General features: G+C 45.1%; 14 protein-coding genes. 7 read left to right on the top strand and 7 right to left on the bottom strand.

Annotated features, from left to right (window positions below):
- The first annotated feature begins 481 nt into the window (after positions 1 to 481).
- From RQP18_RS09750 to RQP18_RS09735, 4 genes are all read left to right on the top strand, one after another.
- Positions 482 to 2,569, top strand: a complete 2,088-nt coding sequence (locus tag RQP18_RS09750; protein WP_342387501.1) for an LTA synthase family protein — start codon at positions 482 to 484, stop codon at positions 2,567 to 2,569.
- Positions 2,570 to 3,021: 452 nt separating this feature from the next.
- Complete coding sequence (locus tag RQP18_RS09745) at positions 3,022 to 3,300, top strand: AbrB/MazE/SpoVT family DNA-binding domain-containing protein (RefSeq protein ID WP_342387500.1); 279 nt, start codon at positions 3,022 to 3,024, stop codon at positions 3,298 to 3,300.
- An 81-nt stretch (positions 3,301 to 3,381) separates the two neighbouring features.
- Positions 3,382 to 3,729, top strand: coding sequence for a type II toxin-antitoxin system PemK/MazF family toxin (locus RQP18_RS09740; RefSeq protein ID WP_342387499.1), 348 nt, complete (start codon positions 3,382 to 3,384; stop codon positions 3,727 to 3,729).
- A 371-nt stretch (positions 3,730 to 4,100) separates the two neighbouring features.
- Complete coding sequence (locus RQP18_RS09735; RefSeq protein WP_342387498.1) at positions 4,101 to 5,102, top strand: restriction endonuclease; 1,002 nt, start codon at positions 4,101 to 4,103, stop codon at positions 5,100 to 5,102.
- A gap of 169 nt (positions 5,103 to 5,271) precedes the next feature.
- Here the strand turns inward: RQP18_RS09735 and RQP18_RS09730 are convergent, their stop codons facing one another.
- The 5 genes from RQP18_RS09730 to RQP18_RS09710 all read right to left on the bottom strand — a co-directional run bounded on the left by RQP18_RS09730 (position 5,272) and on the right by RQP18_RS09710 (position 9,854).
- Positions 5,272 to 5,988 carry a hypothetical protein gene (locus tag RQP18_RS09730; RefSeq protein ID WP_342387497.1) on the bottom strand — a complete coding sequence of 239 codons (717 nt, stop codon included), beginning with the start codon at positions 5,986 to 5,988 and terminating at the stop codon, positions 5,272 to 5,274.
- A 183-nt stretch (positions 5,989 to 6,171) separates the two neighbouring features.
- A complete protein-coding gene (locus RQP18_RS09725; protein ID WP_342387496.1) occupies positions 6,172 to 6,681 on the bottom strand; it encodes a cupin domain-containing protein in 510 nt (169 codons plus the stop codon).
- Positions 6,682 to 6,884: 203 nt separating this feature from the next.
- Positions 6,885 to 7,817, bottom strand: a complete 933-nt coding sequence (locus RQP18_RS09720) for an ArsA family ATPase (protein WP_342387495.1) — start codon at positions 7,815 to 7,817, stop codon at positions 6,885 to 6,887.
- A gap of 21 nt (positions 7,818 to 7,838) precedes the next feature.
- The gene (locus tag RQP18_RS09715; RefSeq protein WP_040105886.1) at positions 7,839 to 8,096 is read right to left on the bottom strand and encodes a cory-CC-star protein; all 258 of its coding nucleotides are present in this window, start codon (positions 8,094 to 8,096) and stop codon (positions 7,839 to 7,841) included.
- A 12-nt stretch (positions 8,097 to 8,108) separates the two neighbouring features.
- On the bottom strand, positions 8,109 to 9,854 hold the full coding sequence (locus RQP18_RS09710) for a carbon starvation CstA family protein (protein ID WP_342387494.1): 1,746 nt from the start codon (positions 9,852 to 9,854) through the stop codon (positions 8,109 to 8,111).
- Between the two features lie 425 nt (positions 9,855 to 10,279).
- On the opposite strand from RQP18_RS09710, the gene abc-f reads away from it, so the two are divergent.
- Both abc-f and RQP18_RS09700 read left to right on the top strand, forming a co-directional pair.
- A complete protein-coding gene (gene abc-f, locus RQP18_RS09705) occupies positions 10,280 to 11,737 on the top strand; it encodes a ribosomal protection-like ABC-F family protein (RefSeq protein ID WP_342387493.1) in 1,458 nt (485 codons plus the stop codon).
- Between the two features lie 82 nt (positions 11,738 to 11,819).
- Positions 11,820 to 11,933 carry a type I toxin-antitoxin system Fst family toxin gene (locus RQP18_RS09700; RefSeq protein WP_373446038.1) on the top strand — a complete coding sequence of 38 codons (114 nt, stop codon included), beginning with the start codon at positions 11,820 to 11,822 and terminating at the stop codon, positions 11,931 to 11,933.
- A 281-nt stretch (positions 11,934 to 12,214) separates the two neighbouring features.
- Here the strand turns inward: RQP18_RS09700 and RQP18_RS09695 are convergent, their stop codons facing one another.
- Both RQP18_RS09695 and RQP18_RS09690 read right to left on the bottom strand, forming a co-directional pair.
- A complete protein-coding gene (locus RQP18_RS09695) occupies positions 12,215 to 12,685 on the bottom strand; it encodes a peptide-methionine (S)-S-oxide reductase (RefSeq protein WP_342387491.1) in 471 nt (156 codons plus the stop codon).
- Between the two features lie 41 nt (positions 12,686 to 12,726).
- Positions 12,727 to 13,692: a M23 family metallopeptidase gene (locus tag RQP18_RS09690; protein ID WP_342387490.1), complete on the bottom strand. Its 966-nt coding sequence runs from the start codon at positions 13,690 to 13,692 to the stop codon at positions 12,727 to 12,729.
- 179 nt (positions 13,693 to 13,871) lie between these two features.
- Here RQP18_RS09690 and RQP18_RS09685 point away from each other — a divergent pair, with 179 nt between their 5' ends.
- Complete coding sequence (locus RQP18_RS09685) at positions 13,872 to 14,651, top strand: acetoin reductase (protein WP_342387489.1); 780 nt, start codon at positions 13,872 to 13,874, stop codon at positions 14,649 to 14,651.
- Positions 14,652 to 14,698 lie beyond the last annotated feature (47 nt).

The raw sequence follows: 14,698 nt of genomic DNA, 5'->3' as shown, positions 1-14,698 counted from the left end.
ACATTCCTACAGTATCGACTGTGCGTGCGAGTGGCATGACGTTGACAAACGAAATTATATTAATGCTAAATTGTTTTTCTTTATTAAATATTTGTAAATGCCATTGTTAATAAACGAGTATTTTTTGCTTAAAAACTACATATTGTTCTATAATAAAGAGTATTGATAAAGTTCGTAAAGTATTTGTAAAAATCCGAGGCTGTAAGTGAAAAGACAAGAATCATCAATATAGGCTCTGCAGAAGGGATAACACCTCAATTAAGTGGATGAAGTAACTGTCGATATATTGATGTTAAGTTATTGCAACTCTTGATATTAAGGCATTTCAATTTTACTTGTTGCCCGTCACCAAACCCTCCCCGCCTGTTTGAGGGTTTTTCTTATATTTTACTCTATCTTAATTCACTATGAATGATCCGTATGGAACCTTTATGAATCATTGGAGGTTAAGAGACAAGATAGAGAATAAGGAAGTGAAAATATGTCAAACATAAAAGAATTATTGAATAAACGCTATGGATATTTCATCCTGTTCCTTTTTTTATTCTGGTTGAAAACATACATGGCTTACTGGATTGAATTCAGTTTAGGCGTATCGGGTATATTCGAACACATCATATTGTTCATCAACCCGGTTGCGACCGGCGTCATACTGTTGTCCATCGCGCTATTTTTTAGTAGTCCACGTTTAAGAAAATGGGCAATGTTCATAATGTTACTGTTCATGACTGTATTATTATATGTGAACATACTATATTACAGGGAGTTCGCTGATTTTCTGACATTTAATATTGTATCGAGTACTAATAATGTGACCTCCGCCTTGTTTACTTCTACATTTGAAATGATGAGGGTTTGGGACTTTTTATACTGGGTCGATATCATGTTGTTTGTCTATTTGTTCTTTTATAAAAAGGAGGCACCGATCGCTGAAGATAGGAAAGAACTTAAGAGGCGTACAAAAGTCTCGGTTACATTAGTGGGTGTCTTACTTTTGGCAGGGAACCTGATATTGGCGGAAATTGATCGCCCTGAATTATTAACGCGCACTTTTGACAGGAATTATATAGTTAAATACTTAGGTTTGAATTTCTTTACCGGTTATGATGTTTTCCAATCATCGCAAAACAGCCAGATGCGAGTGAGTGCCGACGAGTCAGATTTAGCGAAGGTGTTTAACTTTTCGGCCGAAAACCATGCAGCACCAAATCCAGAATACTTTGGGGCGGCAGAGGATCGCAATGTTATTGTGATTGGGTTGGAAAGTGTGCAGCAGTTTTTAATTGATTACGAGCTGGAAGATGAATATGGTGAAATCCACGAAGTCATGCCATTTCTTTCAAGTATATATGACAATGAGGACTCATACAGTTTTGAAAACTTTTTCCATCAGACCGGCCAGGGCAAGTCATCAGACGCTGAAGTTTTAGGGGAGTTGTCATTGTACGGTCTCCCTCAAGGTAGTGTTTTTCAATCATTGGGATCCACAAATACATTTCATTCAGCGCCAAATATTTTGGCACAGCATGGGGGATATACCTCAGCTGCTTTTCACGGAAATGTCGGCTCTTTTTGGAACAGGACGGATACTTACCGAAGTTTCGGCTATGACTTCTTCTTTGATGCCGAGTTTTATGATGTGTCCGGGGACAGATCAATGGAATATGGCTTGAAAGATAAATTGTTTTTCCATGATTCGGTAGAGTATCTTGAACAGCTGCCTCAACCATTCTACTCCAAGTTCCTCACCGTCTCTCATCACTTCCCTTACCCTTTGGATGAGGAAAATGTGGAGTTTCCAGCTGCCCAAACAGAGGATGACACAATTAACAATTATTTCGTTACAGCACATTATGCTGACCAGGCGTTGGAGGAATTTTTCAATTACTTGAAGTCAAGCGGCTTATATGAGGATTCAATCATAGTCATGTATGGTGACCATTATGGTATTTCCGATATGAGAAACCCGGAATTGGCACCTTTAGTGGGTGAAGATCCGGAGGAGTGGAATCAATACCATGACACTCAAATGCAAAGAGTGCCGTTCATCATGCATGTTCCCGGCGTTGAAAATGGTGAAGTGTTTGACACATACAGTGGTCAGGTGGACATGCTTCCAACCTTAATGCATTTATTGGGCATGGAAACAGATGGCTATTTATTTATGGGGCAGGATATTTTATCAGAAGAACACGATAATGCCGTCCCACTCAGAAATGGACGTGTAGTGACGCCGGAATATACTTTCTTTGAACAGGAAATCTATGATACAGAGTCAGGGGAGGCACTGCAGGATCAATTTACCGAAGAAGAATTGGAAGAACTTTATCGCTATAGAGACGAAGCGAGAGAAGAATTAAACCATTCCAACGAAATTCTGATGAAAGATTTACTGCGTTTCTATAACCCTGAACCTCTGGATGGATTAAAAGAAATCGATTATTTGTATCGTGATCAATTAGATATTCTCGAAGAGCACCCAGGGAAAGAAACGAGCCTGATTGAACAATATGATGGAGAATCGAGCATGGAACTATATGAAACGGATGCACCGGAGCTAGAAGAGTAAGAAAGAGGTGCATCATATGAAGGTTCTAATCCGCCTGATTGACCGGAATGAATCAGATCAAAACTAAAATAAGAATATTGAAGCTTAAAAGACAATATATTCATCTTTAAAAGCCCCTTCAGAAAAGTGGTATGCTCCCTTCAAAGTAGACACTTGAAAAAGTGAAAATTTTGAAGGGAGCATACCATTGTCATTTAACATCCCTTCAGTACTATTCATTTCGCGAAACATACAGGATAAACCCCAACGACTGTGGCCATAAATCCTGATTTCCAAAGGGCAACCTCGTTTATACGTAAAGAATAAAATGCAATATCCTGCCAAAATATGATTTGGATAGAGCATGATTAGTAGCATATGTGGATGAATGACGAAGCAGGGTTATCAATTGACTAAGGTATATACGTAGGATATACTTAAGATATGAAATAATCTGGAGGAGGTCGAGCAGTATGCATGATATAAAGCGCAAAGTGCTGCATCGTGAAGCCAGAATCCGTCCGTGGGGGAACAGCCAGGGCGTCAGACTCACTCGGGAAGTATTGAGAGAAGCAGGATTTGATCCATACGATACCGAGATTGAGGTGGAAGTGGAACCGAATCGGATTTCATTGGTACCGAAGAATAAACTGACTCCGTTCCAAAAGTTATTTGACGGTTACGAAGGTGGGAAGCCTGAAACTGAATCTCTTTGGGAGGAAGCGGAGCCGATGGGAAAAGAAGAATGGTGATCTATTGATCAGCTTAAAAATTATGCGTCTGTACTCATGCTCCAGCAAAAGGGTACAGACTTTATTTTTGGAGGGATGGATATGACAGCGTTTTTTAAGGCTGGAGATATTATAAAGATTAATATGTCACCAGCGAAAGGACATGAGCAGCAAGGATATCGACCCGCCATTGTTGTATCGGAAGAAAGTGTACATAGATACACGGGTTTGATCTGGGTCCTGCCCATAACCAATACTGATAAAGACTATCCGACACATGTCGCTGTTAGCGGCAGGACGAAAAATAATGGAACCACAGGTTACGTACTGTGCGAAAAAATAAAAGCGATCGATCCGGCGGCCAGAAGTGCCAAGTTGACTGATGAAGCGGAAAGGGAATTGTTGGAAGACTGCAAGAAGATCATTGATGCCATAACATATATTGGTTAGTAAGGTTTTTTGTAAGTACTTTCCACGAGATATAAGCGGTAAACTATAAGATAGTGTATTCCTATTAAGCCCCCTGACCAGATTCAATATGATCAGGGGGCTTAATAGTCTTATCTATGTAAGCTCTTCTGTGTAGAAGTTAAATAGAGAGTTATTCACATAATATTGTTGACTAGGTATTTGAAGTCATCTCAGTGAGCAGTGAAGTTAGTCCAAAATATTTCCTCAAGTTGAAACTTTGAAAGAAGTCGAAATGAAAAATTTCAAAAAATCCGACCTGGTTACATGATTCAAACGTCTTTAGGGAAGAAGAGGGATAATTACAGTTATTTCTATTATTTCCAATACGGCTTATAAAAGGAGTGTAGGTTATGTATTTGATGCATCGTATCAGTCATGAAAATAGCGCCTCGGTAAAGCTGCTTAAAGAAGACAATTTGCTTCCTATCGGTTGGTCTATGTTGAAAGGCGAGAAAGCCGATAGAGTCTTAAGAAATGCAAAAGAAATGAAACAAAACGAATTTAGAGACGATTTTGTAGAGTTGGGTAAGGAAATCAACAGAAGTTGGTTGACTGCAAGGAGAAGCAATTACCTGTACAGGTTTTTGAACTTGAATAAAGGAGATAGGGTGCTGATTCCCAAGTCTGGTGAGCTGGATCTTTGTGAAGTGACCGGGTCTCCTTACGCCTACGATAATCCGGAAGGTATAGATATAGGATTTGTAGTCCCGGTTAGAATGATCAGTACGGGAATAAGCAGGCATCGATATGTCCCAGTTGATTTAGCATCCAAGTTGAAATATAGAGGAACCAACCTATGTCTTAATGATAAGGACAAAGAAACAATAGAGAGAATGCTTACAAACTATAGAGATGAAGTCCCGTTTTATGACTTCACTCCTACAAGAGATAGTATCGTAAAGAAAATTCATGACTATCTCACTCAATTAAATGATCAGCATTTTGAAAAGTTAATCGAATCCTATATGGTATTCATCGGTGCAGATGTGACTGTAATACCACCTAAAAATTCCAAGTCCCAAAAGAATAGTAGCATCGCAGATGTAGATGTAAAGGCAGCTTTCAATACTTTAGATCTAGTTATATATGTACAGGCCAAGAGGCATACTGACACGTCTGATGACACGGGAATCAGACAACTGCTTGCCTATAAAAATGAAGAAGACAGTACATTTGAACATCTGGAGCCTTTCAAATGGTTCATCACTACAGGTGAATTCGATAAAAATACAACGGACATTCCACAGGATGAGCAAGGGGAAAGAATAAGGGTAATCCAAGGCACAGAATTTGCCTCCTTGTTGGTTGATTCGGGATTTGTGTTCAGCGATGATATATTCAAAAGAGGCTGAAAAGTGCAAGGATAAGAAAGAATATTTAAAATTTGTAATTAAACAAGTTTAGAGGCACTATAAAAAAGCTTTGGAACCTGATCTGAATCCTGCCAAGTTTACAGAGGAAATAAAACATCTGTAAACTTGGAAGGGGGGTCACCTCATTGGTATAGGAGATGTTTTTACATTAATCAAGGGAAATGTGAAATATTTTTTGTTCACTTGCCCAAAAATTTGGAAGATAAACATTTTTAAATAAACATTCACTCTTCTTGTGATATTCATTGAGTAACTTTTCAAATTCATTAATTTCTTCCTTATCGCTTATAAAACTTTGCAGATACAAATTTAATTCTTCAAATCGCTTATACTTCTTTGCTTTTTCTTCTTTATCTTTTACTGCCTGTAACATCATCTCTGGAAGAGGTCCGACCCATTGGGCAGGAGGAACAACTAATTTTATATTATCTTTTTCATCTAATTCAAATTGATACTTAGAATAACCAGTTAAGTATATTTCTTGTTTTGGTCTTAAATCCTGAATTTCATCCCATGTAGTAATGTGATGAGCTTTACCATTCTTATCACAAACAGGCTTAGAATTAATAATTTCTTGTAAAGTTGCATCATTACTAGGAAGCCCCAGTAAATCTTCTAACTCTTTCTTCTTAATCTTCCAGCAGTTAGTCATTTTTAGAAACTGCAGAAACGGTGCACCATGTAATTTATCTAAAAATAAATTCTCTTCAAAATCTACTACAACAACTTCAACCCCCACATTAGTAATATCATTTTGAATATCTGGCATTTCAGATTTGTAGGCATCTTTATACTTTTTTCTATTATACTCCTTAAGGAGCTTTAGGGCTTCGATTTCTACATCTTCTTTCTGAAAACTTATCATGACTTCTATCCCCTATACAAATGTAATTAAATATTATAATTAAAATATCAAAAGATTTTTAATAATTCAATACACTCCATTATTTTTAAATATTAATTCTTAAGTACACAATAAATAATTTTATTAGTAACCCTCTTCGCATTTTACACCTATACTTTAAATTCCAAGGATACTTTATTATATTCACTCTACCCAAAATTTCAACAGGGTCTCACGTTGTCCAAATACTGGATCACATTCAGGGTTTGGAACTTCCTTTATATTTTCCAACTTCTCAGGACGCTCTTCTAGCTCTCCATAGCACATGTCAAAACTGACACCACCTGGGTAGGCACCGTAGTTGGCATAATCGTCACTTGCTTCTATTTTCTTATGGCCATAGCCGGCTGGGAGGATGATGACATCGCCTTTCTCCGCTTCTACCACCTCACCCTGCTCACCGCCAAGCTGCAGAGTGGCATGTCCTTCTTTGACCGCAAGCACTTCATGGGTGTTGCTGTGGTAGTGGTGGAAAGGGTGGACGGAACCGAGCCATTCCCCGGACCAGTCATTGGAGTTGAGGATGGCGGGAATGTTATCTCCATCTTCAAACACACTCTTATAGATCAGTAGGGGGAAGTCGGGGTGGTTGGGTATCTTGCCATCGTCTTCGACCTTTATTGGAATGATTTCAATATCTTCAGCACGCTTCATCTTCATCCCTCCATATAGTAATTAATATACTTTTACCGCTTCCACCTGAAACTAATCATTCTACAGACTAATGCACATCTTTAGGGTATTGTGAACACCTTCAACATTTCCTTCAGAGTCCATAAAAAAAGAAGCAGATTGCTCTGCTCCAATAGGTTCAACATATGGGAGTCCCCACAATGGTGGAGGCTCCTTTTATTTCTTTAATCCATCTCATAATACTCGCTGAACCGGTCGAGCTCCTCGATCGTCGTGATGTCATGGGGGAGCAGGGGCACACGGATGAGGTTCTGGTCCGTGAAGGTGTCTTCGATCTCCTTCAGATACCGCTGTTCATGCTCCCGCCTCTGGGCGAGGAAGGTGCCGTCGGCTTCATCGGGCAGCACCTTATTGATGATGAGTGTCTTTACATGCAGATGATACTTGTCGAGGAGGCCCACGGCTTTCTTGGTTTCAAGTATCGGCAGCCTTTCTGGATTCAAGACGAAGATGAATCCCGTCTTGCCGGACTCGAGCATGATCTCCCGTGCCCGTGAGAAGCGGTTCTGCCGGGTGAGCAGTACATCATAGATCGGGTCTTCAACTGGCTCCCCATCGTTCAGGAGCTGGGTGTAGTTCTCGTTCGTCTTCTGACGCTTCTTCAGCAGTCCCTCGATCCACACGCCCATCAGTTCCGGCAGTGTTAAGAGCCGGATGGTGTGGCCGGTGGGGGCGGTGTCGAAGACGAGGTGGTCGTATTCGCCTTCCTCCTCCAGGATGATGGAGACGAGCTTGTCGAACAGCGCCGATTCATCTGCACCGGGTGAGGCCTGTGCGGTATCGAGCTGTCGGTTGACCTCCTCGATCATACTGGACTGTACGGTCCCCTTGATGTTCTCCTTCACCGAGTCGATATACTTCTTCGTCTCATGCTCCGGGTCGATCTCGAGTGCATGGAGGTTCTCTGCAATTTCTATCGTCTCCCCGCCGATGTCACGCGAGAAGATGTGCCCGAGGTTATGGGCCGGGTCGGTCGAGACGAGCAGCGTCTTCTTCCCGGACTTTGCGAGTTGCCATGCGATGGCAGCGGCGGACGTGGATTTCCCCACGCCGCCCTTGCCGCCGATGAACAGAATCTTCTTAGTATGAATGCTCATGGACATGCTCCTTTATTATAGTCAGCAGCAGCGGATGCCGGTCAGCGGCGACTTGTCCATCCCCATGCGGAGATGCCAGTCGTGGAAATCCTCGATGATGTGCGGATACAGTTCCAGCGTGTAGTAGTAGACCGGATTCGGTATGCCGATCATCTCGGAGTAGAGGAGAAGCAGGAAGAGGTCATCCTGGTCCCTCAGCTCCCTTGCGACTTCCGTACGGTGTGGCATTTCGAGCACTTCCTCGTAGTACCGGATCAGCTTCTTGATATTGTCGAGCATTGCTATCCCTCCTTACTCGTCATTGCGGTGCTTCGCGAGTTCATCATCGAACTTGCCGGAGAGCGCCTGGATGGCTGTAATGACGATCCAGATGGCGAAGACGAAGATGATGGCGCCTAACACAAACAGCAGCAGGTTGGAGCCGTCGGCGTACCAAGCCCATTCGAAGAAGACCTGGACGAACATGGCGTACAGCGTCATGAACATCAGGAAGATCATCGGGATGAGCGTGACGGCGTAGTTGATGCCGCGGCGCTTCAGCCAGATGGAGATCAGCAGCAGACTGATGCCCGCAAGCAGCTGGTTCGATGTCCCGAACAGCGGCCAGATGAGATAGCCGCCGGAACCAAATCCATTCGGTCCTTCCGGAATCAGAACGAGCGCGGCGGTGGAAACGACGGCGATGCTTGTCGCCACATGCTTCTTCGTCAGTGACGGCATCTTGTATTCAGTACCGATTTCGGCAATGATGTAGCGCATGAGGCGCACCGACGTATCAAGCGTCGTTGCAGCGAAGCTGACAACGATGATGGAGACGATTGTTGTTGCGACGTTCGTCGGAATACCGAGTCCGCCGGCAAGCACTGCAGCACCTTCGACAAAGTTGCCGAGACCGGTCGCATTGGCTTCATTGAAGCTCGAGTAGGTGGCAGTGAAGTCATCGACGCTGCTGAACAGGGTCACGACAGCGATGATTGAGATGAGGGCGAGGATCCCCTCGCCGACGGCACCGAAGTAGCCGACGAAACGGGCGTCGGTCTCCTTGTCCAGCTGCTTGGACGATGTACCTGAAGATACGAGTCCATGGAAGCCGGAGATCGCCCCGCAGGCAACCGTGATGAACAGCAGTGGCAGCCAGGATGTGTCCGCATCGGCGTTCGTCGCCGGTGCATTGATGGTCGGATTCGTCAGAAGCAGACCTGCATACAGGATGAGCAGTCCGACGGTCAGCTGATGGGAGTTGATGAAGTCCCGTGGCTGGAGCAATTTCCATACCGGCAGGGTCGATGCGATATAGACATAGATGAGCAGGATGACAATCCAGACCATGAAGGCCGTCGATACGGCACCGAGTCCGAACAGCCCGGCACCACCTTCACCACCCATATAGGAGACCAGGTCGATCTGGAGCCAGGACACTTCCGCCGTGATGACGGCGACGAAGTACATGGCAGCGAGTGCGAGCAGGGAAGGGACGAGCATCTTCATATTCTTCTTGTATGCTGCGTAGCCGATCCATATCGCGAGCGGAATCTGAATGAAGACGGGCAGGACGCTTGCCGGGTATGTAATGAACAGGTTCGCAATCACCCAGGCGAATACCGCATTGACCATCAGCACGAGTGTGAGGATGATGAACAAAAACAGGATCTTGCCGCGTCTGCCGATGAACTTTTCTGCAATCGTACCGATCGACTGTCCTTTATTCCTGACGGATATTGCGAGTGTACCGAAGTCATGGACCCCGGCGGCGAATACGGTCCCGAGGATGACCCACAGGAAAGCCGGCAGCCAGCCCCAGTAGACGGCGATGGCAGGCCCGAGGATTGGTGCCGCCCCCGCGACGGATGTGAAGTGGTGGCCCCATAGGACGTATTTGTTCGTAGGGACGAAGTCGACGCCGTCCTTGTACTTGTGGGCCGGTGTCATGTAGTTTGGATCGAGCCGGTAGATGCGTTCTGCGATGAATTTGGAGTAGTAGCGGTAGCCCAGAACGAAGACGGCGAGCCCCATGATTGCGACGAGTATGGCGTTCATTTGGTTTCCTCCTTCTTGTATTGGATTTACATATAAGTTTACCGAATGTTCTAATAATTGTAAACAGAGGGAAGGCCGGTTAAATGCCCTGTATGATGGGGTTTTACGACGGATTTGTTGCACCCGAAGCTCTATGCGTTGCATCTTCTGGAATAACTGTTTCTTTGTTCGTGTGCAATATGGTAAAATGACAGCAAATAAACGCAAGGAGGTTCTGGAAATGGGTATCCCGAGAATTTGGCAGACTGATTTGAATAGCTAACCGAATAGAATATTCAAAAGTCTTGCCAAACTATATTCTCATAGGGATAAGTGTGTCCATTTTCAGGACCGTCCTATAACAAGAGTGGGAGATGGCGTTAGGCTGTCTCTTTTTTGTGCCCGAAATTATATAGTTTGCAGGCTCATAAGGAGTGCAAATTATAATGAACGAACTATCAGTAAGATTGAAAGATGTGACTGTCACTTTCGGCAACAGGGACCTGCTCGACATTGAAGCACTATCGGCGTATATGAACGACAAAATTGCCATCATCGGCACGAACGGGACGGGCAAGTCGACACTGCTGAAGGTGATTGCAGGCAAATTCAACGATTTCGAGGGCAGTTTGCAGGTGGAGACGGAGTTCAACTATTTCGCCCAGATTGGAGGGGTTGAGAATCCAGTCGACAGAGATTTCAACTTCGAACTGCTGAGCCGGTTGAATGTGCCGGACAACGAAGGACTCAGTGGCGGTGAGGAGACGAAATTCCGTCTCGCACATGCCTTGTCTGAATACAAGCTCGGTCTGCTGCTGGACGAACCGACGACGCACCTCGACGAGGAGAGTGTTGCACTGCTGATTGATGAGCTGAAGTACTACTACGGTACATTGATATGCGTCAGCCACGACCGCCATTTCATCAACAGCATCGCTGAAAAGATATGGGAAGTGTCGGATGGCACCGTAAAGGAATATGCTGGGAACTATGATGACTACATCGCCCAGAAGAAAATCGAGCGACTCGAGATTGAAAGACAGCATGAAAATTACACAAAGGAGAAGAAAAGGCTTGAGGAAGCGGCTAAAAAGCAGTTGGAGAAGGCAAGCGGGATGGGTGCCGGAGACAAGTCCAGAAAACAGGATGTGAAACCCGACCGCCTGAGTTCGAGCAAGCAGAAGGATACTGTGCAGAAACAGGCATTCAAGGCTGCGAAAGCGATCGAGTCAAGGATAGGCCAATTGGATGAAGTGGAGCGTTTGGAGGCGGACCGCCAACTGAGGTTCCCCATGCCGAAATCAATGGAGATCCATAACAAGTTTCCAATCATGGCACAGGACCTCACCGTCGAGCGGGGAGGAAAGGTGCTGCTCGATAATGTCAGCTTCCAGTTTCCCCTGGGGAAGGCCATTGCGATTACCGGCAGCAATGGCTCGGGTAAATCGAGCCTGCTTCATGAAATCATGAATAATGCCCCGGGCATGGATATCTCACCGAAGGTCCAAATCGAGACCTACAGACAGATGGACTACAGGATGTCTACAGGCGAGCCCGTCCTCAGCCATCTCATGAAACAGACGGAATACAGTGAGCCGGTCGTCAGGAGCATTCTTCAGAATCTCAGGTTTACACAGGATGAGGTGTCGAAGCCGCTGCATAACTTGAGTGGCGGAGAGGCGACCCGTGTCTCCCTGGCACTGCTGTTCGTGAAGCCGTCGAATGTCATCATACTCGATGAGCCGACGAACTTCATCGACCTGAATATGATTGAAGCGCTGGAGTCATTCATCGGTGCCTACGGAGGCATGGTCATTGTGACCTCGCATGACAAGTATTTTGTGGAACGGGTGGCGGATATCGTCTACCGGATTGAAGGCGGGAAGCTTAAGATTGTAGATTGAACAGCGGTCAACGGATAATAAAGGAATAGTGCAAATATGATAAAATGAACAAGGTCGCCTGGTCCACTTCCGTGCTGATAGCATGGAAGGAGGTGAAGTCATGTACAGCACCCTATTTGAGTTTTTGGTCGCACCTCTCATCACAGGTGTGGTCCTCGCGTTGTTCGCTTATTGGTTGGACAATCGTGATGAATGACCAGGTGACGAAGCCAATACACCAAATAAAACCCCCAATCTATGGCAGTAGATTGGGGGTTCGGTGTTTCATGTACAGCATCCTATTTGTTACCTGTATTATAACACTATATTCATATTCGGTAAACTTGAAGGGTTTAAAATACTGCTGCGTTTAGAAATAGACTTCATTCGAGTCTGTGGCGGAGAAATCGACGTTGTACACTTTTTGAAACCAGTATCTGGTCAACACGCCCATCAAGTGAATGTGCCGTATGGAATCTATTTTCCATGCGGCATTTTTCATTGATATTTCGTCAGTATTGCTTTTGGGATATGACAATAATCATCCGGGCACCTATCCAGCCGGTCCTGATGTTCTTCTGCACTTCTCACATAGTTGGTGAGGGGCAGTACTTCTACAGCGATCTTATCATAATCCTTCCGCCGGCGGATGAATGCTTCCGCTTCTTTCAGATGCTTTGGGTCTTCACTATATACGCCGGTCCTGTACTTTCTGCCGACATCTTCTCCTTGCTGGTCCACACTGTATGGATCGATGATTTCAAACAGGTGGCCCATCAGTGCATCGATGGAGGTCACTGATGGATCGAATTCAGTTTTCACACATTCAGCGTAGCCGTCATATTCACCATCGAGTCCATCATTGGTGCCGTTTGCCCTGCCGGCTTCTGTGGATGTGACGCCGGGGAGTGTCTTTATGAAGGCCTGGACGCCCCATAGGCATCCTCCTGCCAAGTATACGGTTTCCATATTTATTGCTCCTCAAGTATTTATTTTAATGGCATCCTGCTTCATTTGAACATTCTTGTAAGAAATTCCGGGACGATAGGACTGCCTTGAGACTCGATTGAGTTTGGGTCGAATCTTTTGGCCGTTTCATTCGAAGTGCGTGTGACGATGTCACCCTGGACGGGTCTGCTCTGATCATTGAAGCGGATGGGCTGCGACCTGCATTTACTGACCTTCGGTGCATCCATCACCTGGAAGTGGATGTGCGCCTCCGAGGAATTGCCGGAGTTTCCGGATTTCGCGATGACATCTCCCTCTTGGACTATGTCGCCCCGATCGACCTTTATGGAGCCTTCCTTCAGATGGGCGAGGAGGCTGTATTCCTTTTTGGCATGCTGGAGGATGATGTAGTTGCCGGCGGGCTTCGATTCGTTCATCTCACCCGGCACATTATCCGGTATATTGTTGAGCACCTTGACGACCTTGCCGACGGCCGGGGCGATGATGTCCTTATTGAAGGCATGATAGTTTTCATTTTTCTTTGGCGTGCCCTTATGGGTCTTTCCCTTTTCCATGATCAGCAGGTCGTATGCATACCTCTGGGAAGGGTAGGCATAGTGGTAATTGATGAATTCATTCTGCCCACCCCAGAAGACGAGCCAGTCGTCATTCACCGGCATGGTGTAGGAGACTTCAGACAATTTGGCGTCAGTTTTCGGGAATGTCTTATATTCAAGCACGACAAGGCGGTGGATCAAGTCAGCCGAGTCGAAGAATACGCTCAACGCCTTCTTCTCATCCTGGTCGAGCCAAAGATAATGGCGGTGCTCCCCGAGGTGGGACACATGCTTCAGCTGATACTGCTCGACCCCCTGGTTGTATCCGTAGACCATCTTCTCGAACTGGTCGAGTGTAATGATATTTTTGAAATCCGCAATGCACTGGTCATAGATGGTCTTAGGCCTTTCATTCAGAAAAGCGTCTCCAAAATTTTCAGGATCGATCTTGCCGTTGGAACGATAACTCACAGAACCCCTCCGTTTAGTCTCTATTTTATATTTCTATATTAGCATTGATATGGGGAGGGGAGAAATGATGTCATCAGAAGTTGAAGCGTCTTCAGACGGATGTTTGATAATGGCGCATAAAAGGTATTGGGATAAGGTATACAATATTAGAAAACCAATTGAGATGGAGGAATTATGAAATGAGTTTAGACAGAGTTGCAGTTATTACAGGTTCCGCACAAGGATTGGGTAAAGGTATTGCAGAAAAATTGGCCGGACAAGGCTACAAAGTGGTCCTCAGTGACATCAATGAAGAAGTCCTGAATGAGACGTTTGAAGAATTCAAAGGTAAGGATTACGAAGTCAGTGCTCTGAAAGCAGACGTTACCAATCAGCAAGACCATATTTCCCTGGTGGACCACGCAGTAGAGAAATTCGGCAAGTTGGATGTCTATATCAACAATGCCGGTGTGGAAGGCGAAGTTGAACAGATGACGGAAATTGATCCTAAGAATGTTGACTTCGTACTGGATGTGAACGTCAAAGGTGTCCTGTTCGGCATTCAGGCTGCAGCCAAGCAGTTGAAGAAACAGGGTCATGGCGGCACCATCATCAACGCTGCGAGTATCGCAGGGCACGAAGGTTTCGATTTCCTCGCTACCTACAGTGCATCGAAATTTGCTGTACGTGGCTTGACCCAAGTGGCTTCGAAAGAATTGGCCAAAGATAAAATCACGGTCAATGCGTATTGTCCGGGTATCGCCGCAACAGGCATGTGGGATCGCCTGGATGAGAAATTCATGGAAATATTGGGTACTGAAAAAGGAGAGGCATTGGAACAGTATTCTTCTTCCATCTCCTTGGGACGCACCCAGGAGCCAAGAGATGTGGCCAACCTGGTATCATTCCTGGCTTCTGAAGAAGCGGACTATATTACAGGCCAATCCATCCTGACTGATGGTGGCATGATCTATAGATAAAAGATTTACAGATGAATCGAGACCTCTGCATGGGAAATTCTATGCAG

It is taken from the genome of Salinicoccus sp. Bachu38 (genome assembly GCF_038561955.2).
Taxonomy (GTDB): domain Bacteria; phylum Bacillota; class Bacilli; order Staphylococcales; family Salinicoccaceae; genus Salinicoccus; species Salinicoccus bachuensis.
Note: the sequence above shows the minus strand (reverse complement) of the source record. Positions and strands in the feature narration are given on the sequence as shown.

What these genes read in the sequence shown, in the direction of transcription:
- RQP18_RS09750 (WP_342387501.1), top strand. Translation starts at nt 482, where the DNA reads ATGTCAAACATAAAAGAATTATTGAATAAACGCTATGGATATTTCATC.
- RQP18_RS09745 (WP_342387500.1), top strand. Translation starts at nt 3,022, where the DNA reads ATGCATGATATAAAGCGCAAAGTGCTGCATCGTGAAGCCAGAATCCGT.
- RQP18_RS09740 (WP_342387499.1), top strand. Translation starts at nt 3,382, where the DNA reads ATGACAGCGTTTTTTAAGGCTGGAGATATTATAAAGATTAATATGTCA.
- RQP18_RS09735 (WP_342387498.1), top strand. Translation starts at nt 4,101, where the DNA reads ATGTATTTGATGCATCGTATCAGTCATGAAAATAGCGCCTCGGTAAAG.
- RQP18_RS09730 (WP_342387497.1), bottom strand. Translation starts at nt 5,988, where the DNA reads ATGATAAGTTTTCAGAAAGAAGATGTAGAAATCGAAGCCCTAAAGCTC.
- RQP18_RS09725 (WP_342387496.1), bottom strand. Translation starts at nt 6,681, where the DNA reads ATGAAGCGTGCTGAAGATATTGAAATCATTCCAATAAAGGTCGAAGAC.
- RQP18_RS09720 (WP_342387495.1), bottom strand. Translation starts at nt 7,817, where the DNA reads ATGAGCATTCATACTAAGAAGATTCTGTTCATCGGCGGCAAGGGCGGC.
- RQP18_RS09715 (WP_040105886.1), bottom strand. Translation starts at nt 8,096, where the DNA reads ATGCTCGACAATATCAAGAAGCTGATCCGGTACTACGAGGAAGTGCTC.
- RQP18_RS09710 (WP_342387494.1), bottom strand. Translation starts at nt 9,854, where the DNA reads ATGAACGCCATACTCGTCGCAATCATGGGGCTCGCCGTCTTCGTTCTG.
- abc-f (WP_342387493.1), top strand. Translation starts at nt 10,280, where the DNA reads ATGAACGAACTATCAGTAAGATTGAAAGATGTGACTGTCACTTTCGGC.
- RQP18_RS09700 (WP_373446038.1), top strand. Translation starts at nt 11,820, where the DNA reads ATGGAAGGAGGTGAAGTCATGTACAGCACCCTATTTGAGTTTTTGGTC.
- RQP18_RS09695 (WP_342387491.1), bottom strand. Translation starts at nt 12,685, where the DNA reads ATGGAAACCGTATACTTGGCAGGAGGATGCCTATGGGGCGTCCAGGCC.
- RQP18_RS09685 (WP_342387489.1), top strand. Translation starts at nt 13,872, where the DNA reads ATGAGTTTAGACAGAGTTGCAGTTATTACAGGTTCCGCACAAGGATTG.